The organism is Streptomyces yongxingensis (genome assembly GCF_055597465.1).
On record NZ_CM145717.1, the window covers coordinates 6677744 to 6701376 of the forward strand.

The following is a 23633-nucleotide window of genomic DNA, read 5'->3' on the forward strand; positions in this document are numbered from 1 at the left end:
GCCTCAAAAATCCACCCCCGGGAGGGGAATCCCTTCCCGGGCCTGTTTGTTAGCCTTGATGTGGCACCGGCTCGATCCAAGCCCCCGGGCCCAACCTTCGTCGCTTCGAGCGACCACTTGCCGCGAGGCGAGCATGGCGGGTCGGTGCCACCTTTCATCTCTTCCGTGAGAGGTCCGCGCCCGGCGGCATCAGCCGCCCAGGACGCGGACCTCTTCGGCTTGTGGGCCCTTGCGGCCCTGCACGATCTGGAATTCGACCCGCTGCTCGTCGACCAGGCTGCGGTAGCCGCTGCCGTCGATCGAGCTGTAGTGGACGAAGACATCCGGTCCGCCGTCCTCCTGGGCGATGAAGCCGTAGCCCTTCTCGGCGTTGAACCACTTCACGGTGCCCTGAGCCATGCCCGCGCTCCTCGTTGTCTCTTCCTCGACGTCCCTACGACGCTGTAGCGCGCCAGAGCCTAGGGCGGCGGCTGCGGAGGACGGCCCGCCTCGCCAGGCGTTCCCGCGAAGGAGTGGGGCTTTCCACTCGGCTGACCCCACTCTGCTATGTCAGAACAATATGTCCGAAAGTCGGGCCGGGTTACCCCGTACCCAGAGGTAGGTGTAACCATCTGAGGACGTGGCCCGGCAATCGCGTGGCCCGGACAGCATGAACAAGGGAAAGCAGAGGAAGCAGGCCATGGCAACGGCGCCCAGCGTCTCGTACTCGATGACGGTCCGGCTGGAGGTGCCCGCGAGCGGTACCGCGGTCAGCCAGCTGACCACGGCCGTGGAGTCCTCCGGTGGCTCGGTAACGGGCCTCGATGTGACCGCGTCCGGCCACGAGAAGCTCCGTATCGACGTGACCATCGCCGCGACCTCGACCGCGCACGCCCAGGAGATCGTGGAGAAGCTGCGGGGCATCGAGGGTGTCTCGCTCGGCAAGGTCTCCGACCGTACGTTCCTGATGCACCTCGGCGGCAAGATCGAGATGTCGTCGAAACACCCCATCCGCAACCGTGACGACCTGTCCATGGTCTACACCCCGGGCGTGGCCCGGGTCTGCCAGGCCATCGCGGAGAACCCCGAGGACGCCCGCCGCCTCACCATCAAGCGCAACAGTGTGGCCGTCGTCACCGACGGCTCCGCGGTGCTGGGCCTCGGCAACATCGGGCCCAAGGCCGCCCTGCCGGTCATGGAGGGCAAGGCGGCCCTCTTCAAGCGGTTCGCGGGCATCGACGCCTGGCCGATCTGCCTGGACACCCAGGACACCGACGAGATCGTCGCGATCGTGAAGGCCATCGCCCCCGGCTTCGCGGGGATCAACCTGGAGGACATCTCCGCCCCCCGCTGCTTCGAGATCGAGGCGCGGCTGCGCGAGGCCGTGGACATCCCGGTCTTCCACGACGACCAGCACGGCACCGCGATCGTGGTGCTGGCCGCCCTCACCAACGCGCTGCGGGTGGTCGACAAGAAGATCGAGGATGTGAGGGTCGTCATGTCCGGCGCGGGCGCCGCCGGCACGGCCATCCTGCGGCTGCTGATCGCCGCGGGCGTGCGGCACGCGGTGGTGGCCGACATCCACGGTGTGGTGCACGCCGGGCGCCAGGACCTGGTCTCCGCCGACCCGGAGTCCCCGCTGCGCTGGATCGCCGACAACACCAACCCGGAGGGCGTCACGGGCACCCTGCGCGAGGCCGTGCGGGGCGCGGACGTCTTCATCGGTGTCTCGGCCCCGAACGTGCTCTCCGGCGACGACGTGGCCGCCATGGCGGACGGCGCGATCGTCTTCGCACTGGCCAATCCGGACCCCGAGGTGGACCCGGCGATCGCCCGCCAGACCGCCGCCGTGGTCGCCACCGGACGCTCGGACTTCCCGAACCAGATCAACAATGTCCTGGTGTTCCCGGGCGTTTTCCGTGGTTTGCTGGACGCGCAGTCGCGTACGGTGAACACCGAGATGATGCTGGCTGCTGCCGGTGCGCTCGCTGATGTCGTCCACGACGACGAGCTCAATGCCAACTACATCATTCCGAGCGTCTTCAACGACAAGGTCGCGGGGGCGGTCGCCGGGGCCGTGCGGGACGCGGCGCGCGCTGTGACCGGTACCACCGCGGTCTAGGCGGGGCACGGCGCGTCGCGCGCTCCGGGGTCCCGGAAGCGGCCATAGGGTGGCGGGCAGGAAAACGACCGCCACGGCGCTTTTCGTGTGACTCTCCAGGGCTCCGGATTGGCTTTCCCGCCACAGGTGCGGGCAGGATGCGTTCCGGGCGCGAGGGTCTGAACAGCAGACCCGGGTCCGGGGACTGTCCGAGGGCCCTGGCAGCATCGGCTTCGATCTCACGCCTCATTGGCAAGATGAACACGGGAGTACAACATGAACCGCAGTGAGCTGGTGGCCGCTCTGTCCGAGCGCGCCGAGGTGACCCGAAAGGACGCCGACGCCGTGCTGGCCGCCCTCGCCGAGGTGACTGGTGAGGTCGTCGCGAAGGGCGACGAGAAGGTCACCATCCCCGGCTTCCTGACCTTCGAGCGCACCCACCGTGCCGCTCGCACCGCGCGCAACCCGCAGACCGGTGAGCCGATCGAGATCCCGGCCGGCTACAGCGTGAAGGTCTCCGCGGGCTCCAAGCTCAAGGAAGCCGCCAAGGGCAAGTAAGCCCCCGCGAACAAAGGGGCGGCCACCCGGGAGGGTGGCCGCCCCTTTGGCGCTCCTACGGGCCCTGAGGCCCGTCCACGAGCCTCTGCGAGGCCCCGCAAGGCTCTACGGAGGCCCCATGAGGCCCTATGGAGGCCCCACGAGCCGCTACGAGGCCCCACGGCCCCCAGCCGAGGGTCGCCGTCGTGGCGCGGGGCGTGGGATGGGTCAGCCCGTCCCGGGGGTGCCGGGGCGGGCTGAGGTGGAGTTGGGGCCCGACCGTGGGGTCGGGGGAGAAGGGTTATACGGCGTTGCCGTCGCCTGGGAGCTCCACCTTCGCGCCGAGCTCCACGAGCTTCTCCATGAAGTTCTCGTAGCCGCGGTTGATCAGGTCGATGCCGTGGACCCGCGAGGTGCCCTGGGCGGCCAGGGCCGCGATCAGGTAGGAGAAGCCGCCGCGGAGGTCGGGGATGACCAGGTCGGAGCCCTGGAGCTTGGTGGGGCCCGAGACGACCGCGGAGTGCAGGAAGTTGCGCTGGCCGAACCGGCACGCGGAGCCGCCCAGGCATTCGCGGTAGAGCTGGATGTGCGCGCCCATCTGGTTCAGCGCCGAGGTGAAGCCCAGCCGGGACTCGTAGACCGTCTCGTGGACGATGGACAGGCCCGACGCCTGGGTCAGGGCCACCACCAGCGGCTGCTGCCAGTCGGTCTGGAAGCCGGGGTGGACGTCGGTCTCCAGGGCGATCGCGTTGAGCTTGCCGCCCGGGTGCCAGAACCGTATGCCCTCGTCGCCGATGTCGAAGGCGCCGCCGACCTTGCGGTAGGTGTTCAGGAAGGTCATCATCTCGCGCTGGCGGGCGCCGCGCACATAGATGCTGCCCTCGGTGGCCAGCGCCGCGCTCGCCCAGGAGGCGGCCTCCAGGCGGTCCGGGAGGGCGCGGTGGTTGTAGCCGCCGAGCTGGTCGACACCGGTGATCCGGATCGTGCGGTCGGTGTCCATGGAGATGATGGCGCCCATCTTCTGCAGCACGCAGATGAGGTCCTCGATCTCCGGCTCGACCGCCGCGTTGGAGAGTTCCGTCACACCCTCGGCGAGCACCGCCGTCAGCAGCACCTGCTCGGTGGAGCCCACCGACGGGTACGGCAGCCGGATCTTGGTGCCGCGCAGCCGGTGCGGGGCCTCCAGGTACTGGCCGTCCGCCCGCTTCTCGATCGTCGCCCCGAACTGGCGCAGCACGTCGAAGTGGAAGTCGATCGGCCGGCCGCCGATGTCACAGCCGCCCAGGCCCGGGATGAAGGCGTGGCCGAGGCGGTGCAGCAGCGGGCCGCAGAAGAGGATCGGGATCCGCGAGGAGCCTGCGTGTGCGTCGATGTCGGCGACATTGGCGCTCTCCACGTGCGTGGGATCGAGCACCAGCTCACCGGGCTCGTCGCCGGGGCGCACCGTCACGCCGTGCAGCTGCAGCAGCCCGCGCACCACCCGCACGTCGCGGATGTCGGGGACGTTGCGCAGCCTGCTGGGCGCACTGCCGAGCAGGGCGGCCACCATGGCCTTCGGCACGAGGTTCTTCGCGCCACGGACACGGATCTCGCCTTCGAGCGGGGTGCCGCCATGGACGAGCAGGACATCGTTCGAGCGGGTCATCTGGTCTCGCGTTCCTGAGACGGGCAAGGGCCAAAAGGCACAAGGGCCAAAGGGCAAGAGTAATGGCCCCGGAGACCGCCTCCGTAAGGCTCTTGCACCCTTTGCGTCACCCCGTAGGCGACGGAACACGTTCCGTTCCGGCCGGAGGGCCCACAGTCACGTGCGCCGCATCTGCCCTCTTGCGCCCCGACCTGCTCTCATACGGGACTCGACTTCCACTCCCCCTCCGGCCCGGATATGGGGGATCATGTGGCCATGACCGAGGTGTCCTCGCTCACAGGACGGCTGCTTGTCGCGACACCGGCGCTTGCTGACCCGAATTTCGACCGCGCGGTGGTGCTGCTCCTCGACCATGACGAGGAGGGTTCGCTCGGCGTGGTCCTGAACCGCCCGACCCCGGTGGGGGTGGGCGACATCCTGGAGTCGTGGGCCTCGCTGGCCGGGGAGCCGGGGGTGGTCTTCCAGGGCGGTCCCGTTTCGCTGGACTCCGCGCTGGGTGTGGCCGTCGTACCGGGCGAGTCGGGCCGGTCCTCGGCGCGCAGTGAGGACGGGCCACTCGGTTGGCGCAGGGTGCACGGCGCGATCGGCCTGGTGGACCTGGAGGCGCCGCCGGAGCTGCTGGCGGCGGCCGTGGGCTCCTTGCGCATCTTCGCCGGTTACGCGGGCTGGGGGCCCGGTCAGCTGGAGGACGAGCTCGCCGAGGGCGCGTGGTACGTGGTGGAGTCCGAGCCGGGCGATGTGTCCTCGCCCGCCCCCGAGCGGCTGTGGCGGGCGGTGCTGCGCCGCCAGCGCAGTGAGCTGGCCATGGTCGCCACGTATCCGGACGACCCTTCTCTCAACTAGGCATGAGTACCCTAGGGCTGTATGAGCACTCTTGAGCCCGAGCGCGGGGCAGGCACGGGGACCCTCGTTGAGCCGACACCGCAGGTGTCGCACGGTGACGGCGACCACGAGCGCTATGCCCACTATGTACAGAAAGACAAGATCATGGAGAGCGCCCTCTCCGGATCTCCCGTCGTCGCACTCTGCGGCAAGGTCTGGGTCCCGGGTCGTGACCCGAAGAAGTACCCGGTCTGTCCCATGTGCAAGGAGATCTTCGAGGGCATGGGTGCCGGCGGCGACAAGGGCAAGGACGGCGACGGCAAGAAGTAGCCGGCCCGTCGGCCCTGGGCGCTGACGAAAAGCCTCGCGCGCGAACAGACGGCACGCCCGGCCCGCGATCCCGAGACGGGGTCGCGGGCCGGGCGTGCCGTGCCTTGTGCGCCCTGCCGCGCGCCGGACGGCCCCAGTAGGGTCGGCCCATGAGCGGGCGTACGGAGAACGGGGCGGCGCGGGCCGCCTATCTGGTGTTCGGGGCGCGTGAGGTCGACGAGCCCGAAGCGGAAGGCGCCAGCGCCTACTGCCAGTTCGAGAAGGACTGGGACGCCCAGCTGGAGCGGTGCGGGCGGCTGGCCGCCGAGCGGGGCTACCAGCTCTCCGGCGGCTGCGTGATGTCGGTCGCCCAGCCGACCCTTCCCAGGCTCCTGGAGTGGGCGGAGGACCCGGGCGCCGACGTGGTGCTGGTGGCCAGCGACCGCGTTCTGGAGCGGTTCCGGAAGACCTGGCCGGACTGGGACCGGGTGGTCGAGCGCCTGGCGGAAGCGGGTGCGCGGGTGGAGGCCGTGCCGTATGTTGAACCCGCCTATCCGGGCGAGGAGTTGCCGCGTCGCTAGCGCGAAGTTCCTTTTGTCGCGGAGTGATCCGGTTCGTTTTCTCACCGAGTGGTTCAGACCTCTTGTGGGGTCGCTCAAGGTTCCCTAGCCTCACGCATATTGTGCTGAGCGAAACGTGCGTTGCATTACTTGCAACGCCAAATGGTTAAGGGTTCTCATGAAGCCGTCCCATCTCTCTGTTCTCTCCCGGTTGTCCTCCCGTGTCACCGTGCCCGTGGTGGCACTCGCCCTGGCCGGGCTGGCCGCGACCGGATGCGCCCCCTCCACCTCCGACAACAGCTCCAAGGAGGACGAGAAGAGCGGCAAGCTGCGTGTCTGGCTCTTCCAGGAGGTCAACAACGCGCCCAAGAAGAAGGTGATCGACGAGGCGGTCGCCGGCTTCGAGAAGGAGCACGACGGAACCGATGTCGAGGTGACCTACATCCCCATCGACACCCGGGCGCAGAAGATCAAGGCGGCTTTCAACGACCCCAAGAGCGCTCCCGACGTCATCGAGTTCGGCAACACCGACACCGCCGGCTATGTCAAGGACGGTGGGCTGCTGGACATCAGCAAGGAGTTCGGCGCCTGGGTCGACTCGACCAATATCGACCCCACCGCGAAGTACTCGCTGACCATCGGCGGCAAGGTCTACGGCGCCCCGCTCTTCGTCGGCGTACGGGCGCTGTACTACCGGACGGACGTCTTCAAGGAGCTCGACCTGGAGCCGCCGGCCACCCAGGACGAGTTGATTGCGACCGCGAAGAAGATCCGCTCGGAGCGGCCGGATCTGTACGGTCTCGCGGTCGGCGGCGCCTACACCTACGGCGCGATGCCCTTCATCTGGGCCAACGGCGGCGACCTCGCCGACGAGAAGGGCAAGTTCGGCTCCAACGAGTACGAGGCGGCCATCGACAGCGCCGACGCCCAGAAGGGGGTCAAGGCGTACACCTCGCTCTTCGGCAACGACAACTGCCCGGCGGCCAAGTGCGCCCAGTGGGGCGGCAACGACACCGTCGAGGCGTTCGCCTCGGGCAAGGCGGCCATGGCGATCGGCGGCGACTTCAACCGCCAGGCCATCGAGGCGGGCAAGGCCAAGGGCAAGTACAAGGTCGTGCCGCTGCCGGGCGTGAAGGAGGGCGACATCGCCCCGGCCTTCGCGGGCGGGAACAACCTCGGAGTGCTCAAGAGCACCTCGCACCGCACGATCGCCGTGGACCTGCTCAAGACGCTCGCCGGGAAGCGGACCCAGCGCGAGCTCTACGACGCCATGGGCTTCCTGCCCACCTTCACCGATGTGCGCGGCGACGTCGCCCACAAGGACTCCTTCGTCAAGCCCTTCGTGAAGACCCTCAACGACAGCGCCAAGTTCGTGCCCGCCTCGCCCGGCTGGGCGGCCATCGACGCGCAGCTCGTCCTGCCCACCATGTTCCAGGAGATCGTCAGCGGCCGTAAGAGCGTGCCGGCCGCCACCCAGGACGCCGCGAAGAAGATGGACGAGGCATTCCAGCAGTGAGCGCCGGCACCGCACAGCACGCCCGGCGAGCCCCCGCCAGGGGCCGCCGGTCCCGGCCGGGACCCACCGTCCCGGCCGGGCGCCGCTCCGGGAAGGGCCCCCGGCGCGGCACCTGGACCCCCTGGCTCTATCTCGCCCCGGCGCTCGTCGTCCTGGGCGGGCTGCTCGTCTACCCCATCTACCAGCTCGGTCTGATCTCCTTCCTGGAGTACACCCAGGCGCAGGTCAGCGGCGGTGAACCGACCACCTTCCAGGGGTTCGCCAACTACGCCGAGCTGTTCGGCGACGGCGAGTTCTGGAACGTCGTCGTCGCCACCCTGCTCTTCGCCGCCGTCTGCGTGGTGTCCACCCTCGCGGTCGGCTGTGCGCTGGCGGTGCTGCTGACGCGCGTACGGGCCATTCCCCGGCTGGCGCTGATGCTGGCCGCGCTCGGCGCCTGGGCCACCCCGGCGATCACCGGCTCGACGGTCTGGGTCTTCCTCTTCGACCCCGACTTCGGGCCGGTGAACAAGGTCCTGGTCCGGCTCGGCCTCTCCGGCTTCGAGAACTACTCCTGGACCTACGACCGCTACAGCGCCTTCGCCCTGGTGCTGTTCGAGGTCGTGTGGTGCTCGTTCCCGTTCGTGATGGTCACCGTCTACGCGGGCATCCGGGCCATCCCCACCGAGGTGCTGGAGGCCGCCGCCCTCGACGGCGCCTCCACCTGGCGGACCTGGCGCACCATCATGGCGCCGATGCTGCGGCCGATCCTCGTCGTGGTGACCATCCAGTCCATCATCTGGGACTTCAAGGTCTTCACGCAGATCTACGTCATGACGAACGGCGGCGGGATCGCCGGCCAGAACATGGTGCTCAACGTGTACGCGTACCAGAAGGCGTTCGCGTCCTCGCAGTACAGCCTGGGCTCGGCGATCGGCGTGGTGATGCTGCTGATCCTGCTGGTCGTCACGCTGGTCTATCTGCGGCTGCTGCGACGCCAGGGAGAAGAACTGTGAGCCACTCGCGCGTCTCGCTGCGCATCCGCCGTCCCTGGCGCTTCGCCGCCGAGGCCACCGCCCTGCTCGTGGCGGCCGTGGTCGCCTTCCCGCTGTACTGGATGGTGCTCTCGGCCTTCAAGCCCGAGGGGGAGATCCAGTCCACCGAGCCCCGGCCGTGGACGGGGTCCCCGTCGCTGGACTCCTTCCGGCGCGTCTTCCAGCAGGAGGACTTCGGGCGCTACTTCCTCAACAGCCTGTTCGTGGCCGGGGTGGTGGTGGTCGCCTCGGCGCTGATCGCCTTCCTGGCGGCCACGGCGGTCGCGCGCTTCCGGTTCCGCTTCCGCACCACGCTGCTGATCATGTTCCTGGTCGCCCAGATGGTGCCGATCGAGGCGCTGACCATCCCCATGTTCTTCCTGATGCGCGATCTGGGGGAGTCGGTGCCGGGGGTGGGGCTCAACACCCTGGGCTCGCTGATCCTGCCGCACATCGCCTTCTCGCTGCCGTTCGCCATCTGGATGCTGCGCGGCTTCGTCAAGGCGGTGCCCGAGGCGCTGGAGGAGGCGGCCTATCTGGACGGGGCCAGCCGCTCCCGCTTCCTGTGGCAGATCCTCTTCCCCCTCGTCTTCCCCGGACTCGTGGCGACGAGCGTCTTCTCCTTCATCTCCGCCTGGAACGACTTCCTCTTCGCCAAGTCCTTCATCATCAGCGCGACCGAGAACTCCACCCTTCCGATGGCGCTGCTGGTCTTCTTCAAGGACGAGGGGAACGACTGGGGAGGGATCATGGCGGCCTCCACCGTCATGACCATCCCCGTGCTGATCTTCTTCGTGCTCGTCCAGCGCCGGCTGGTCTCCGGACTCGGCGGCGCGGTGAAGGACTGACGAGTAGTGCATGAGAACTGACGAGGACTGACAAGAGCTGACGAGGGGCTGACAGGGGAGCAGATGACTCACGACGCCGCGGGGCTGATTCCCGCGCCCCGCCATGACCAGAGCCGACCGGGCCGCGCGGGCGCGCGGATCCACCCGCGGCGCACCGCCCTGGCCGCCGGGCCCGGCACCGAGGGGGTGGCGCGGCTGCTGCGCACCACCCTCGGCCAGGCGCTCGGCCTGTCCCTGCCGGACGGCGAGCCGGGCGGCGACGACACCATCAGCCTGCGGATCGACGCCGCGCTGGAGCCCGAGGGCTACCGGCTCACCGTGGCCGACGGCCGGGTGGAGATCGCGGGCGGCACGACCGCGGGCGTCCACTGGGGCACGCAGACCCTCCGTCAGCTGCTGGGCCCCGACGCCTTCCGCCGCGCCCCGCTCAGGGGCGCGGAGACCGGCTGGGAGCTGGCGGAGCGGACGGTCGAGGACGCGCCGCGGTTCGCCTGGCGCGGGCTGATGCTGGACGTGGCCCGTCACTTCATGCCCAAGGACGGCGTCCTGGCCTATCTGGACCTGCTCGCCGCCCACAAGCTCAATGTGTTCCACTTCCATCTCACCGACGACCAGGGCTGGCGTATCGAGATCCGCCGCTACCCGAAGCTGACCGAGGTCGGCGCCTGGCGCGAGCGCACCAAGCTGGGCCACCGGGCGTCCCCGCTGTGGGACGAGCGGCCGCACGGCGGCCACTACACCCAGGACGACATCCGCGAGATCGTCGCCTACGCCGCCGAGCGGCATATCACCGTCGTGCCCGAGATCGACATCCCCGGACACTCGCAGGCCGCCATCGCCGCGTACCCGGAGCTGGGCAACACCGACGTCATCGACACCGCCTCCCTCGGAGTCTGGACCACCTGGGGCATCAACCCGAACGTACTCTCCCCCACCGACAACACGCTCCGTTTCTACGAACACGTCCTGGAAGAGGTCCTGGAGCTGTTCCCCGGCACCTTCGTCCACATCGGCGGCGACGAGTGCCCCAAGGACCAGTGGAAGGCGTCCCCGGCCGCCCAGGAGCGCGTCCGCGCCCTCGGCCTCGCCGATGAGGACGAGCTGCAGAGCTGGTTCATCCGCCACTTCGGCCACTGGCTCGCCGAGCGCGGCCGCCGGCTGATCGGCTGGGACGAGATCCTCGAGGGCGGCGCGCCCGACGCCCCGCTGCCCGAGGGTGCGGCGGTCTCCTCCTGGCGCGGCTACGCGGGCGGGATCGCCGCCGCGCGGGCCGGCCACGACGTCGTCATGTGCCCCGAGCAGCAGGTGTACTTCGACCACCGGCAGGCCCCGGGCGAGGACGAGCCGGTGCCGATCGGCTATGTCCGCACCCTGGAGGACGTCTACCGTTTCGAACCGGTTCCACCGCAGCTCACCGGCTCGTACGCGGACCGGGTGCTGGGCGCCCAGGCCAATGTCTGGACCGAGGTGATGGAGGACCGCCGACGGGTGGACTACCAGGTCTTCCCCCGGCTCGCCGCCTTCGCCGAGGTCGTCTGGTCGGCTCTGCCGCCGTCTCCCGAACGGGACTTCGAGGCGTTCCAGGGGCGCATGGAGGCACATTACGCGCGCCTGGACGCGCTCGGCGTGAGCTACCGCCCGCCCGCCGGGCCGCTTCCCTGGCAGCGGCGCCCCGGCCTTCTCGGACGCCCGCGCGAGGGGGCGCCCCCGATCGTGTGAGCCGCCCGTAAGGTGCGCACCGCGCTCCCCCGCCCCTGGGAGCGTAGTCCCACCGGCGCAAGCCCAAATCGCACAAGGGTCCCTGAAACGTGGCAATCCACTCCCGGCGGAGACGTCGTAAGAAACCCGTACCATCCCCCAGGTCAGGGACGGATCCACGGATCACGGACCCCCGCGACGGCGGGCTCGCAAGATGTGCCAGAGTTGCCACGTCCGGGCTGTCAGCACGTACCGTACGGCGCAACAGCCGGGACACCGGGGAAGGGGCAGCTGGGTTGACCACGCACGCACCGCAGGCGGCGCACACGGTGACGTTGCCGGGCACGCTCGACGAGGCCGTGGCGGCACTGGCCGCCATGCCCGCCGCCGTGCCCGTGGCGGGCGGTACCGATCTGATGGCCGCGGTCAACTCCGGCCTGCTGCGGCCCGCCGCGCTCGTCGGCCTCGGCCGGATCAGCGAAATCCGCGGCTGGCGCTATCTGGACGGGCACGCCCTCCTCGGCGCCGGACTCACCCACGCCCGGATGGGCCGCCCCGACTTCGCCGCGCTGATCCCGGCGCTGGCCGCGGCCGCGCGCGCCGCCGGGCCCCCGCAGATCCGCAACGCCGGGACCCTGGGCGGCAACATCGTCACCGCCGCCCCCACCGGCGACGCGCTGCCGGTGCTCGCCGCGCTGGAGGCCACGGTCATCATCGCCGGGCCCGAGGGATCCCGCCGCGAGATCCCGGTCAGCCATCTGCTCGCCGGGGTCGATCTGCTGCGCCCCGGTGAACTCGTCGGATTCGTCCGGGTTCCGCTGCTGCACGCCCCGCAGACCTTCCTGAAGGCCACCGGGCGCACCGGACCCGGCCGGGCCACCGCCTCCGTCGCCCTCGTCCTGGACCCCGCGCGGCGCGGGGTGCGCTGTGCCGTCGGCGCGGTCGCGCCCATGCCGCTGCGCCCCCTGGAGGCCGAGCGCTGGGTCGCCTCGCTCATCGACTGGGACGGTGATCGCGGTCACCTCGACCCGCAGGTCACGACCGCTTTCGGCGAGTACGTCGCCGCCGCGTGCATCCCCGATCCGCTGCCCCCGCAGGACGGAAGCGAGCCGGTCCCCCTGCCGCCCGCCGCGATCCACCTGAGGCGTACCGTGGCAGCCCTGGCCCGCCGAGCACTGGGGAGGGCACTCGCGTGAGTGATGAACAGCAGCCGCACCGGCCGGAGCCGGGGAGCGGATGGCAGCCGATGCCGCACGGCCCGGAGTACGACGCCGAGGCGACGGCCTTCGTCCAACTGCCGCCCGACTACGCCCACCCGGACCCGACCGACCCCTCCGGCCGTTGGGACCCGCTCGCGGCGCCCGGCACGGGGTACGCGCCCCCGCCGATGGACACCGGGCACGGTGACCCGTCCCAGGGCGGCCACTGGCAGCCGTCCGGCCACGGCCAGGGCGCGCCCCACGACCAGGGCATGACCGGGCACTGGACCACTGCCGAGACCGATGGCGGCTACCTCTACGGCGGCCACCACGATCCGCACCACGGGTCCGGCCAGTGGCCGGTGCCCGCCGAGGACCAGCAGGGCCACCACCCGCCGCACACCGGCCACTGGCCGGCTCCGGCGGCCGAGGAGCCGGTGGACGACTGGCCGGTTCCCGCCCCGTCCGACGACGGCACCGGCGGGCCCGTGCACACCAGTCAGTGGACCATCCCGGTCGCGGGCGACGAGGGTGTGGACGAGACCGGTGAGTACCGCGTCGACGACCACCCCGGCCCGGCCGCCCCTCCGTACGGCGGCCACGCGGACGGCCCCCAGGACCCGCAGACGACGGCCCAGTTGCGGATGCCGTTCGCCGGGCCGGCGCAGCCCCGGCAGCAGCCGCAGCAGCCGCAGCAGCCGCAGCCCCATCAGCCGCAGCCCCATCAGCCGCAGCCCCATCAGTCGCAGCAGCCGCATCAACCCCACCAGCCCCAGTCCGGGCAGCAGCAGGGGCACTCCGGCCAGTGGTCGGTTCCGGCCGCCGACGAGGGCACGGAGGACTCCGGGGAGTACGCGGTCGAGGGCCACCCGGGCCCGGCCGCGTCCGCGCCGCCGCCCGCCCGCCGCCGGCTGCGCATGCCCGACCGCGACGAACCGGCCCCGGCCGCGGACCCGGCATGGCCGGGGCCCCCCGCCGGGGACTCGGGCGAGTTCGCGACCGAGGGGCACCAGGGGCTGCACACCCCGCCGCACGGCACGCCCCCTCACGGCACCCCGCCTCACGGCAGCCCCGCGCCCGGTGAGCGGCGGCCCGCCGCCGACGACCCCGGCCGGCGGCCGGGCGATCCGGCCGCCGGGGACTCCGGCGAGTTCCCGGTCGACGGGCAGCACGCCGGGCTGGAGACCCCGCCGCACGGCAGCCCGGCACCCGGGCTGCCCCAGGAGACGTCCTGGCACGACGCGTTCACGGACGACCGGTTGGGGGGCGCCCCCTTCGCGGGCGATGCCCATGGCCACGCCCCGCACCCCGGCCCCGAGGACGGCGCGGGCCACACCGACGCCGCCGAGGCCGCGCCGAGCGCCGCCGAGGCCCCCGCCGAGGCGGTGCCGGACGACGCCGGGCCCGAGCTCACCGAGCCCGCGGCCGAGCTCACCGAGCCCGCGGCCGAGCCCGAACCGGCCGCCGCCGAGGGCGAGTTCACGGACGCTCCTGACGCCTCTGACGCCGCCGGAGCGCCCGCCCCGGCTGGGACCCCCGCGGACGCTCCCGAGGCCGCTGACGCCCCCGTCGAGCCCCTTGCGGAGCCCGTCCTCGCCGAGGCCGCCCCGGCCCCGGACGAGAGCCCGAGCCACAGCGAACATCCGCTCGCCTCGTACGTGCTGCACGTCAACGGCGCCGACCGCCCCGTCACCGACGTCTGGATCGGCGAGTCGCTGCTCTACGTCCTGCGCGAGCGCCTCGGCCTCGCCGGGGCCAAGGACGGCTGCTCCCAGGGCGAGTGCGGGGCCTGCTCGGTCCAGGTCGACGGGCGGCTCGTCGCCTCCTGCCTGGTGCCCGCCGCCACCGCCGCGGGCAGCGAGGTCCGCACCGTCGAGGGCCTCGCCACCGGCGGACAGCCCTCCGACGTCCAGCGCGCGCTCGCCGAGTGCGGGGCCGTGCAGTGCGGCTTCTGCGTGCCCGGGCTCGCGATGACCGTGCACGACCTCCTCGAGGGCAACCACGCCCCGACCGACCAGGAGACCCGCCAGGCGATCTCCGGCAACCTCTGCCGCTGCTCCGGCTACCGCGGGGTCCTCGACGCCGTTCGTGAGGTCGTCGCGGGCCGCGAGGCCGCCGAGGAGGCGGAGGCCGAGGCGGACGAGGGACACGACGCCCACCAGGACCCGGCCCGCATCCCGCACCAGACGGGACCGCACGGCATCATCGGTAACGGGAGCGTCAACGGAAGCGGCAGCGGAAGGGCATCGGCATGACCGGAATCGCGGACGGCGCGGGCGCCGTCACCGCCACCCCCGCCGCCGGAACGCCCGTCCAGCCCCCGTCCACCATGGGCCTCGGCGTGTCCCTGCCGCCCACCGACTCGGCGGCCAAGACCTCGGGCACCTTCCCGTACGCGGCCGACCTGTGGGCCGAGGGGCTGCTGTGGGCCGCCGTGCTGCGCGCCCCGCACCCGCACGCCCGCATCATCTCCATCGACACCAAGCAGGCCGTCGAGATGCCCGGCGTACGGGCCGTGGTGACCCACACCGACGTGCCCGGCGACGCCTCCCACGGCCGCCGGGTCGCCGACCGTCCGGTCTTCGCCAAGGACCTGGTCCGCCACCACGGCGAGCCCATCGCCGCGGTGGCCGCCGACCACCCCGACACGGCCCGGCTGGCGGCCGCCGCCATCGCCGTCGAGTACGAGGTGCTGGAGCCGGTCACCGACCCCGAGCAGGCGTTCTCCGCCGAGCCGCTGCACCCCGACGGCAATCTGGTCCGTCACATCCCGCTGTCCTTCGGCGACCCGGACGTGGTCGGCGAGGTCATCGTCGAGGGGCTGTACCGCATCGGCCGCCAGGACCCGGCGCCCATCGGCGCCGAGGCGGGCCTGGCCGTTCCGCGCCCCGACGGCGGGGTGGAGATCTACACCGCCTCCACCGATCCGCACGCCGACCGCGATCTCGCCGCCGCCTGCTTCGGTCTTGAGCCGGAGCGGGTGAAGGTCGTCGTCACCGGCGTCCCCGGTGCCATGGGCGAGCGCGAGGACCCGGGGATGCAACTGCCGCTGGGGCTGCTGGCGCTGCGCACCGGCCATCCGGTGAAGCTGGCCGCGACCCGTGAGGAGTCCTTCCTCGGCCACGCCCACCGCCACCCCACCCTGCTGCGCTACCGCCACCACGCGGACTCCCAGGGCAAGCTGGTCAAGGTCGAGGCGCAGATCCTGCTGGACGCGGGCGCCTACGCCGACTCCTCCTCGGACACACTGGCCGCCGCCGTCTCCTTCGCCTGCGGCCCCTATGTCGTCCCGCACGCCTTCATCGAGGGCTGGGCGGTGCGTACCAACAACCCGCCCTCCGGCCATGTGCGCGGCGAGGGCGCGATGCAGGTGTGCGCCGCGTACGAGGGCCAGATGGACAAGCTGGCGGCCAAGCTGGGCCTCGACCCCGTAGAGATCCGGATGCGCAACGTGATGGCGACCGGCGATCTGCTGCCCACCGGACAGACCGTCACCTGCCCGGCCCCGGTCGCCGAGCTGCTGCAGGCCGTAAGGGACGCACCGCTGCCCACCCTCCCCAAGGACGACCCCGAGGAGGAGTGGCTGCTGCCGGGCGGCCTGGAGGGCGCGGGCGAACCGGCCGCGGTGCGGCGCGGGGTCGGCTACGCCCTGGGCATGGTCCACATGCTCGGTGCCGAGGGGACCGACGAGGTCTCCACCGCCACGGTCAAGGTCACCGGACCGGTGGCCACCGTCATCTGCGCGGCCGTCGAGACCGGCCAGGGCTTCACCACCCTGGCCCGCCAGATCGTCCAGGACGTCCTCGGTATCGAGGAGGTCCATGTGGCGCCCGTCGACACCGACCAGCCCCCGGCCGGGCCCGCCTCGCGCGGCCGCCACACCTGGGTCTCGGGCGGTGCGGTCGAGCGCGCCGCGAAGATGGTCCGCACCCAGCTGCTGCAGCCCCTGGCGCACACGTTCGGCATGTCCACCGAGCTGCTCACCATCGCCGACGGCAAGATCACCTCGTATGACGGGGTGCTCAGCACCACCGTCGAGGAGGCCCTGGAGGGCAAGGAGCTGTGGGCCACCGCGCAGTGCCGCCCGCACCCCACCGAGCCGCTGGACGAGACCGGCCAGGGTGACGCCTTCGTCGGGCTCGCCTACTGCGCGGTGCGCGCCGTGGTGGACGTCGACATCGAGATCGGCGCGGTACGGGTCGTCGACATGACGGTGGCCCAGGACGTGGGCCGGGTCCTCAACCCGCGTCAGCTACGGACCCGTATCGAGGCGGGCGTCGCCCAGGGCATCGGCGCGGCCCTCACCGAGAACCTGCGCACCTCACGCGGTGTGGTCCGGCACCCGGACCTGACCGGCTACGCCCTGCCGACCGCCCTGGACGTCCCCGACATCCACATCGTGAAGCTGGTCGAGGAGCGGGACGTGGTGGCCCCCTTCGGCGCCAAGGCGGCCAGCGCGGTGCCGGTGGTCACCACTCCGGCGGCGGTGGCGGCGGCGGTCCGCGCGGCCACCGGCCGCCCGGTCAACCGCCTCCCGATCCGCCCCCAGGCGGCGGTCGTCAACCGCACCTGAACGACGCGACGACCGTAAGGCGGGCACCGCGACCGTAAGGCGCGCACCGCGACCGTAAGGGCCGTACGGCGACCGTAAGGCGCCGGTTGTGGGCGCCCCGCCGAGCGGGGCGCCCACTGTCCGTGCCGCTCAGCGCCCGGCGGCCCCGCTCGGCACCGGGCGGCCGGACGCGAGCGCCGCCGCCACCACCGGGCCGATCCGGGCCAGGGACTCCTCCCGCATCATCCGGTAGTGGTGATCGGGGACGCCGTGCACCACCAGGGCGCCGTCCACGAAGGCGAGCCAGGCGTCCGCCACGTGCAGCGGATCGCGCCGGTAGCCGGGGATCTCCTCCAGGGCCCGGAACAGCAGCATGTCGCCCTGGAACCGCTCGGGCGCGAACTTCCGCATCAGCTCCTGGTCGTTGAGCAGGATGTCGAGCAGCGGGAAGCTGGTCTCGCCCTCCAGCAGCCGGGCGGGCAGCCCGGTCTCCCGGCAGAGGTCCGCCACCAGGTCGGCGGTGCCGTCCGCCCCGTCGGGGTGCGCCTCCAGCCAGCCCGGGGCGAAGATGTCGCCGCCGCCGATGTCGTCGAGCAGCACCCCCAGCCACTGGCGCTTGCTGAGCTCGGGCGCATCGGGCAGCGCCTGGGCGTTGTCGGGGTAGGCGTCCACCACGGCCAGCGTGGCGACCTCCTCGCCCAGCGCCTGGAGCCGGGTGGCCATGGCGTGGGCGATCAGCCCGCCGAAGGACCAGCCGAGCAAGTGGTACGGACCGGTCGGCTGGACGGTCCGGATCTGCTCCAGGTAGTCGGCGGCCATCTCCTCGACGCTCGCGGGGAGGACGTCCGGTTCGGTGAGACCGCGCGCCTGGAGGGCGTACACCGGCTGGTCCGGGGCGAGATGGCGGAGCAGCCCGGCATACGACCAGCCGAGGCCGCCGCCGGGGTGGACGCAGAACAGCGGCGGGCGCGTCCCCTCGCCGCGCAGCGGCAGCAGGATGTCCAGCGGCTGCCTCAGGTGCGCGTCGGCCGGTCCCGCGGTGTCCAGGCGGGCCACCAGCCGGGCGACGGTCGGCGCCTCGAAGAGGTCGCGCATCGACAGCTCGGTGGCCAGCGCGGCGCGCGCCTGGCTGGCCAGCTTGGAGGCGAGCAGCGAATGGCCGCCGAGCAGGAAGAAGTCGTCGTCGATGGTGACCCCGTCGACGCCCAGGACCTCGCCGAAGAGCGCGCACAGCGCCTCCTCGCGCGGGGTGCGGGGCGCGCGCCCGCCCGTGGTGGCCTCGAAGGAGGGCGCGGGCAGCGCGGCGCGGTTCAGCTTGCCGTTGGCGTCCAGGGGGAGGGCGTCGAGGACCACGAACGCGCTGGGCACCATGTGCTCGGGCAGCACCTCGCCCAGCGCCTCGCGGACCGCGGCGGCGTCCGGCGGGGTGTCCCCGGCGGCCGTCACATAGCCGATCAGCCGCTGGTCGCCGGGCCGGTCGGCGCGGACCGCCGCGGCGGCCCCGGCCACCTGGGGGAGCGCCCGCAGCGCCGCCTCGACCTCGCCCAGCTCGACGCGGAAGCCGCGGAGCTGGACCTGGCCGTCGGTGCGGCCCACGTACTCGACGTCGCCGTCCGGCCGCAGGCGTGCCAGGTCGCCGGTGCGGTACATCCGGGTGCCGGGCGGGCCGTAGGGGTCGGCGACGAAGCGCTCGGCGGTCAGGGCGGCCCGGTTGAGGTACCCGCGGGCCAACTGGGCCCCGGACACGTACAGCTCGCCGGTGACCCCGGCCGGGCAGGGCTTCAGCGCGGTGTCCAGGACGTACATCCGGGTGTTCCACACCGGCCGGCCGATCGGCACCGGGCCCTCGCCGCCGGGCGCGGAGGGGTGGTGGGCGATCTGGATGGTGGTCTCGGTGGGCCCGTAGAGGTTGTTCAGCGGCACGCCGGGGAATTGCTCGTGGAACCGCTCGGCGGTCTCGCGCGGCAGCGCCTCACCGCCGCTGGAGGCCCGCCGCAGGACGCCCGCGCACGCGTCGGCGGCGCCCGGCTCGGCGAGGAACGCCTGGAGCATCGACGGCACGAACTGGAGCGCGGTGATGCCCGCCTCGCGCACCGTGCGCGCCAGGTACGCCGGGTCCTTGTGGCCGCCGGGCTTGGCCACCACCAGGGTGGCGCCGCTGAGCAGCGGAAGGAAGAACTCGCAGACGGAGGCGTCGAACCCGGCCGGGGTCTTCTGGAGCATCCGGTCCCCGGGGGCGAGGCCGTACGCGTCCCGCATCCACTCCATGCTGTTGGCCACGGCCCGGTGAGGCACCAGGACGCCCTTGGGGCGGCCGGTGGAGCCCGAGGTGTAGATGATGTACGCGGGGTGCTCGGGGTCGATCGTCACCGCCGGGGCGGAGCCGCCCGCGGCGCCGCCGGTGCCCGTGAGGTCCACGACGTCCAGCAGCAGCCGCCCCACGCCGTGGCGCGCGGGCAGCGCACCGGCGCTGTCGGCGCGGGTGACCACGAGGGCGGGGCCCGCGTCGTCGAGCATGTACGCCAGCCGCTCGGCGGGGTAGTCCAGGTCCAGGGGCAGATACGCGGCCCCCGTCTTCAGCACCGCGATCAGCGCGATGACCAGGTCCGCGGAGCGGGGCAGGGCCACGCCGACGGTGCGCTCGGGCCCGGCGCCGCGCGCGATGAGCACCCGGGCCAGCCGGTTGGCCGCCCGGTCCAGCTCCGCGTAGCTGAGCACGGTGTCGTCGCAGACCACGGCCTGGGTGCCGGGGGTCCGGGCGGCCTGGGCCGCCAGCAGCTCCGGGAGGGTGGCGCCGGAGGTGGGGTGCGCCGTGTCGCCCGGCGCGCCCAGGACCCGCCGGCGCTCCTCGGCGGACAGCAGCTCCAGCGAGCCCACGGTGCGCTGCATGTCGGAGGTGTCGGAGAGGGTGCGCAGCAGGCCGAGATAGCGCTCCCGGTGGCCGATGAGCGCATCCTCGGTGTAGAGGTTGGAGTTGGCGTTGAGGTCGATCCGGATACCGGTGCCGTCGGACCGGTCGTACCCCATGATGGAGAGGTCCTCGACGGTGCCGTTGGAGAGGTTGTGCGCCTTGACCCGGTGACCGGCGAAGTGGAAGTCGTAGTCGTACGTCATGATGTTGACGTGCGGGCCGAGCAATCCGTTTCCGCCGTCCGGGAGTCGCAGATCCCGGGCCAGGTCGATACGGCGGTAGCGCTGATGGCGAAGGGCCTGCCGCACTTCCCGTGAGATCTGCCGGACCAGCTCCCGTATTCGCATATCGGCGCGCACCTGGATGCGCAGCGGCACGACATTGGCGAACATCCCGGGAATGGCGCGGGAAGTGGCATCGGTACGGCCGGATACGGGCAGCGTCAGAATGATGTCCGATTTACCGGTCAATCGGTGCAGATACAGCGCGGTCGCCGCAATGATCATAGCGGACCAGTGGGTGGCGTATTTACGCGCGGCGGCCCGCAGCTCGACCGCTTCCGCCTCGGTCAGGTAGGCGGTCTGGCGGAGGACGGTGGAAAGTTCCCTGGTGGGGTGGGTGGAAAGCCGCGCCGGGCGCGGGGAATCACCGAAGTGTTCCAGCCAGTACGCGCGGTCTTTGGCGAAATCCGGTGAGGCCCGGTATTCCGCGTCCTGGTCGAGCATCGCCCGCAGGGAGCCGAAGACCGTTTCCCCCTCGGCCGGGTCGGTCCCCTCCACGAGCGCGGTGTACACCTCGGCGGTCCGCCGGCCCAGCAGGGCGGCCGAGCCGGCGTCCGAGACGATGTGGTGGGTGCCCTGGTACCAGAGGAAGCGCTCGGCCTCCACCTTGAGCAGGGCGAACGAGAACGCCGGGTGGTCGCCCAGCTTGAGCGCCCCCGTGGCCAGGTCGTTCTTCATCCACCGCTCGGCCGCGGCCCAGGGGTCGTCCTCGGCGGTGAGGTCCAGCTTCGGGAGCTCCCAGTCGGTCACCGGGTCGAGGGCCTGCCAGGGCTCCCCGTCGTCCTCGCCGACCCGGATGTTGTAGGGCTCGGCCTCCGCCACGGCCCTGCGCAGGGCCCGCTCGAATAGCTCGGTGTCTATCGGTCCTTGTATCTCCAGGTACTCACCGACCCGGAAGGTGGTGCTCTCCGGCGGCTCGAGCTGCTCTATGAACCAGATTTCACTCTGGCCGGTCGAGAGCGGCAGACGGGTGGCCGGTACGGCGGGCTGCACATTTCCCCCACTGAGAATGGGACCACGGTCGAAAATGTGCCCGCCGACCGGGAGTAGTTTTCCGCACGGTCGCAGGCACCACACGTGACCCTATGAGACGGAATTGCACTCAGTGCGGGGGTCAAGAGACCGTTCGGTGGCGAGACTGTGAAAATCGCCGGGCCCTAGGTGTTTACCTGGAGTATCCGCGATGCCGGAACGGCATGAGCGCGTGCATGAGCATGCGCCCTGCGGGCGCGAGTGTCCAGAGGACGTCGGGAGTTCACCGAGAGGCAACCCAATGCGCGGGCGCCGAGTGAGGCGCCCGCGTCGGGGTGTGGAGGCCGTGGCGGGAATCGAACCCACGTAACTCGATTTGCAGTCGAGCCCCTCAACCACTCGGGCACACGGCCGGTGTCGGCTTGCGTTCTCGACGATAGGGCCGGGGCGGGGCGGGCACAACGGAGCGGCGGGGGCTGCCATACGACTGACACACCGCGTTCATGGTCGCCGTTCATGCTCGCCCTTCATGGTCTGCCGGACGCGCCCCCGCCGGGCCCCTTCACGGCGTGGGCGCACGGTCCGCCTTCACGGCGTGGGGCGGTCCGCCAGGAAGTCCTCGACCACCTGGCGGAAGAGGTCCGGCTCGTCGACCCACGGATAGTGGCCCACCCCGGGCAGCGGCCGCGCCCGGCCGTCGGGGAAGGACTCGGCCACCAGCTCCCCGGCCCGCATCCCGGTCACCGCGTCCCGGTCGCCGGTGATCGCCAGCACCGGGCACGGCACCTCGCGCAGCCGGGCCAGCACCGCGCGCCGCCCGGCCTCGTCGACGCCCTGCCAGAAGCCGGCCCGCGCCACCGGCCCCAGTTGCTCGCCCTCGCTCTCGGCGTGCGCCCGCTGGGGCTCCTCCCAGCGGCCGTACGCCATGGGGGCGGCCTGGAGCAGCAGCCGGCGCATCTCGGCGAGGTCGGTGGTGTCGGGCAGCAACCGCACCGCCGTGTACGCCTCCTGCCACCAGGGTTCGTCGGCGCGGGACTCGAAGATCTCCCGGGCGTCCTCGGGGAGTTCGCCCTGAAGCCGGGCGCCCGGACTGACCAGGAGCAGCCGGCTGAGCCGCTCGGGGTGGGCGGCCGCGTACGCCTGGGCGGTGGCGGCGGCCGCGTCATGGGCGAGCAGCGGGAAGCGGACGAGGTCCAGATGGTGGCGGAGCGCCTCGAGGTCCTCGGCGAGCCCGGGGAAGGAGTAGCCGATGGGGTCGACGGCCGGCGGGGAGTCCCCGGTGCCGCGGCTGTCGGGGATGAGGAGGGTGTGATGGGCGTCCAGCCCGCCGAGGTCGCCCAGATACGCGGCGTTCCGCCCCGGCCCGCCCGCCAGGCAGATCAGCGGTGGCCCCGCCGAGCCGTCCCGGGCCTCCAGGACGCGGTAGGCCAGCTCGGTTCCGTCGTACGAGGTGTAGTGCGGCATGGGGTCAGCTTGCCCCAGCTTCGTCGTCTTGACCGTGCTTGACCGGGTGTCCTCACGCACCGGGTGCGGCGCCGGACCGTGGTCCGCGCATGGCGCCGGGCCGTGGGACGGCTCCGGCGCGGCTCCGTGACGCGGCTCCGTGGTCCGGCTCCATGGCCCCGCGGTCCGCGTGACGCAAAAGCGCGGGTAGGGGCGATCTTGTGTGGCCCCAAATCCCGCTTATGGTTTCCGTCCCCGGCTCCGTATGATGCGAACGTGTTCGATTCCCGGCACATCAAGACGTTCCACGAGGTGGTCCGCTCCGGCTCCTACTCCGGGGCCGCCCGTGCCCTCGGCTACACCCAGCCGGCGATCACCCAGCAGATGAAGGCGCTCGAACGGGCCGTGGGCAGCCCGCTGTTCATCCGGGTCGGCCGGGGGATGCGGCTCACCGAGGCGGGGGAGACCCTCGCCCGGCACGCCGACACCATTCTCACCAGCATCTCCACCGCCCAGCAGCAGATGAGCGCCATCACCCGGCTGCGCTCGGGCCGGGTGCGGGTCTGCGCCTTCCCCAGCGCCAACGCGACCCTCATCCCCGAGACCATGGCCCGGCTCGCCGCCGCCCATCCGGGGGTGCGGGTGGAACTGCAGGAGGGCGAGCCGCCGGATTCGCTGGGGCGGGTGGTGCGCGGGGAGTGCGACATCACCCTCGCCTTCACCTATCCCGGACTGCGCGAGGAGACCCCCGCCGAGCTGGTGGAGATCCCGTTGCTGGAGGACCAGCTCACGGTGCTGCTGCCGACCGGCCATCCGCTGGCCAGGCGGCGGGCGGTCAAGCTGGCCGAGCTGAGCGAGGAGCGCTGGATCGCCGGATGTCTGCGGTGCCGCGCCAACTTCCTCCACGAATGCGCCGAGCAGGGCTTCGCCCCGGACATCGCCTTCACCACGGACGACAATCTGGTGGTGCAGAGCATGGTCGCGGCGGGGCTCGGCGTGGCGATGATGCCGGGCCTGGTGCTGTCGTTCCTGTGCCACCAGAAGGTCACCGGGCGCGCCCTGGACCCCGCCTCCCGCCGCCGTGTCTCGGCGTACGTCCTCCGCGAGCACCTGGGGATACCGGCCACCGCGCGGGTGCTGGAGGAGCTGAAGACCGTGGCCGGGAACCGGGTCGGGTGCTGAGCGGGCCGCCCGCCGGCCGCTCGCCCATGAGGCACCCACTGACCGCTCGTCCATGAGGCATCCAT

The 23633-nt window shown here is 71.9% G+C and carries 17 protein-coding genes and 1 tRNA gene; 13 read left to right on the plus strand and 5 right to left on the minus strand.

Features of this window, described 5'->3' with window-relative positions:
* Positions 1-189 precede the first annotated feature (189 nt).
* On the minus strand, positions 190-399 hold the full coding sequence (locus tag ACZ6TD_RS28820) for a cold-shock protein (protein WP_020870916.1): 210 nt from the start codon (positions 397-399) through the stop codon (positions 190-192).
* Positions 400-679: 280 nt separating this feature from the next.
* On the opposite strand from ACZ6TD_RS28820, the gene ACZ6TD_RS28825 reads away from it, so the two are divergent.
* On the plus strand, positions 680-2101 hold the full coding sequence (locus ACZ6TD_RS28825; RefSeq protein WP_471342824.1) for an NAD-dependent malic enzyme: 1422 nt from the start codon (positions 680-682) through the stop codon (positions 2099-2101).
* A gap of 255 nt (positions 2102-2356) precedes the next feature.
* Entirely contained in the window at positions 2357-2638 is a 282-nt protein-coding gene (locus ACZ6TD_RS28830; protein WP_009717479.1) for an HU family DNA-binding protein, read from the plus strand.
* Positions 2639-2918: 280 nt separating this feature from the next.
* On the opposite strand, the gene murA is transcribed toward ACZ6TD_RS28830, so the two are convergent.
* A complete protein-coding gene (gene murA, locus ACZ6TD_RS28835) occupies positions 2919-4262 on the minus strand; it encodes a UDP-N-acetylglucosamine 1-carboxyvinyltransferase (RefSeq protein WP_256653094.1) in 1344 nt (447 codons plus the stop codon).
* Between the two features lie 255 nt (positions 4263-4517).
* Here murA and ACZ6TD_RS28840 point away from each other — a divergent pair, with 255 nt between their 5' ends.
* From ACZ6TD_RS28840 to ACZ6TD_RS28885, 10 genes are all read left to right on the plus strand, one after another.
* Entirely contained in the window at positions 4518-5105 is a 588-nt protein-coding gene (locus ACZ6TD_RS28840; protein WP_137978191.1) for a YqgE/AlgH family protein, read from the plus strand.
* 21 nt (positions 5106-5126) lie between these two features.
* A complete protein-coding gene (locus tag ACZ6TD_RS28845) occupies positions 5127-5414 on the plus strand; it encodes a DUF3039 domain-containing protein (protein WP_075200572.1) in 288 nt (95 codons plus the stop codon).
* 149 nt (positions 5415-5563) lie between these two features.
* A complete protein-coding gene (locus ACZ6TD_RS28850) occupies positions 5564-5974 on the plus strand; it encodes a recombinase family protein (protein WP_471342827.1) in 411 nt (136 codons plus the stop codon).
* 157 nt (positions 5975-6131) lie between these two features.
* Entirely contained in the window at positions 6132-7469 is a 1338-nt protein-coding gene (locus ACZ6TD_RS28855; protein WP_471342830.1) for an extracellular solute-binding protein, read from the plus strand.
* Complete coding sequence (locus ACZ6TD_RS28860; protein ID WP_471342832.1) at positions 7466-8464, plus strand: carbohydrate ABC transporter permease; 999 nt, start codon at positions 7466-7468, stop codon at positions 8462-8464. Before ACZ6TD_RS28855 ends, ACZ6TD_RS28860 begins: the two co-directional genes overlap by 4 nt.
* Positions 8461-9330, plus strand: a complete 870-nt coding sequence (locus ACZ6TD_RS28865; RefSeq protein ID WP_471342835.1) for a carbohydrate ABC transporter permease — start codon at positions 8461-8463, stop codon at positions 9328-9330. The genes ACZ6TD_RS28860 and ACZ6TD_RS28865 overlap by 4 nt, the downstream gene beginning before the upstream one ends.
* 63 nt (positions 9331-9393) lie before the next feature.
* Positions 9394-11049: a beta-N-acetylhexosaminidase gene (locus tag ACZ6TD_RS28870; RefSeq protein WP_471342838.1), complete on the plus strand. Its 1656-nt coding sequence runs from the start codon at positions 9394-9396 to the stop codon at positions 11047-11049.
* Positions 11050-11324: 275 nt separating this feature from the next.
* Positions 11325-12224, plus strand: coding sequence for an FAD binding domain-containing protein (locus tag ACZ6TD_RS28875; RefSeq protein ID WP_137978186.1), 900 nt, complete (start codon positions 11325-11327; stop codon positions 12222-12224).
* Complete coding sequence (locus ACZ6TD_RS28880) at positions 12221-14482, plus strand: (2Fe-2S)-binding protein (RefSeq protein WP_471342841.1); 2262 nt, start codon at positions 12221-12223, stop codon at positions 14480-14482. The genes ACZ6TD_RS28875 and ACZ6TD_RS28880 overlap by 4 nt, the downstream gene beginning before the upstream one ends.
* A complete protein-coding gene (locus tag ACZ6TD_RS28885; RefSeq protein ID WP_471342844.1) occupies positions 14479-16800 on the plus strand; it encodes a xanthine dehydrogenase family protein molybdopterin-binding subunit in 2322 nt (773 codons plus the stop codon). The genes ACZ6TD_RS28880 and ACZ6TD_RS28885 overlap by 4 nt, the downstream gene beginning before the upstream one ends.
* A gap of 129 nt (positions 16801-16929) precedes the next feature.
* Here ACZ6TD_RS28885 and ACZ6TD_RS28890 read toward each other — a convergent pair whose 3' ends face one another.
* The 3 genes from ACZ6TD_RS28890 to ACZ6TD_RS28900 form a co-directional block, all read right to left on the minus strand.
* Positions 16930-20964 carry an amino acid adenylation domain-containing protein gene (locus ACZ6TD_RS28890; protein ID WP_471342847.1) on the minus strand — a complete coding sequence of 1345 codons (4035 nt, stop codon included), beginning with the start codon at positions 20962-20964 and terminating at the stop codon, positions 16930-16932.
* Between the two features lie 317 nt (positions 20965-21281).
* Positions 21282-21356, minus strand: a tRNA-Cys gene (locus ACZ6TD_RS28895).
* A gap of 175 nt (positions 21357-21531) precedes the next feature.
* The gene (locus ACZ6TD_RS28900; RefSeq protein ID WP_471342850.1) at positions 21532-22407 is read right to left on the minus strand and encodes an alpha/beta fold hydrolase; all 876 of its coding nucleotides are present in this window, start codon (positions 22405-22407) and stop codon (positions 21532-21534) included.
* 255 nt (positions 22408-22662) lie between these two features.
* Between ACZ6TD_RS28900 and ACZ6TD_RS28905 the strand changes: the two genes are divergently transcribed.
* The gene (locus ACZ6TD_RS28905) at positions 22663-23568 is read left to right on the plus strand and encodes a LysR family transcriptional regulator (protein WP_471342853.1); all 906 of its coding nucleotides are present in this window, start codon (positions 22663-22665) and stop codon (positions 23566-23568) included.
* Positions 23569-23633 lie beyond the last annotated feature (65 nt).

Bases quoted from the DNA above. Each gene is read 5' to 3' on its own strand.
- ACZ6TD_RS28885 (WP_471342844.1), top strand. From the start codon at position 14,479: ATGACCGGAATCGCGGACGGCGCGGGCGCCGTCACCGCCACCCCCGCC.
- ACZ6TD_RS28900 (WP_471342850.1), bottom strand. From the start codon at position 22,407: ATGCCGCACTACACCTCGTACGACGGAACCGAGCTGGCCTACCGCGTC.
- murA (WP_256653094.1), bottom strand. From the start codon at position 4,262: ATGACCCGCTCGAACGATGTCCTGCTCGTCCATGGCGGCACCCCGCTC.
- ACZ6TD_RS28855 (WP_471342830.1), top strand. From the start codon at position 6,132: ATGAAGCCGTCCCATCTCTCTGTTCTCTCCCGGTTGTCCTCCCGTGTC.
- ACZ6TD_RS28870 (WP_471342838.1), top strand. From the start codon at position 9,394: ATGACTCACGACGCCGCGGGGCTGATTCCCGCGCCCCGCCATGACCAG.
- ACZ6TD_RS28850 (WP_471342827.1), top strand. From the start codon at position 5,564: ATGAGCGGGCGTACGGAGAACGGGGCGGCGCGGGCCGCCTATCTGGTG.
- ACZ6TD_RS28840 (WP_137978191.1), top strand. From the start codon at position 4,518: ATGACCGAGGTGTCCTCGCTCACAGGACGGCTGCTTGTCGCGACACCG.
- ACZ6TD_RS28825 (WP_471342824.1), top strand. From the start codon at position 680: ATGGCAACGGCGCCCAGCGTCTCGTACTCGATGACGGTCCGGCTGGAG.
- ACZ6TD_RS28820 (WP_020870916.1), bottom strand. From the start codon at position 399: ATGGCTCAGGGCACCGTGAAGTGGTTCAACGCCGAGAAGGGCTACGGC.
- ACZ6TD_RS28845 (WP_075200572.1), top strand. From the start codon at position 5,127: ATGAGCACTCTTGAGCCCGAGCGCGGGGCAGGCACGGGGACCCTCGTT.
- ACZ6TD_RS28830 (WP_009717479.1), top strand. From the start codon at position 2,357: ATGAACCGCAGTGAGCTGGTGGCCGCTCTGTCCGAGCGCGCCGAGGTG.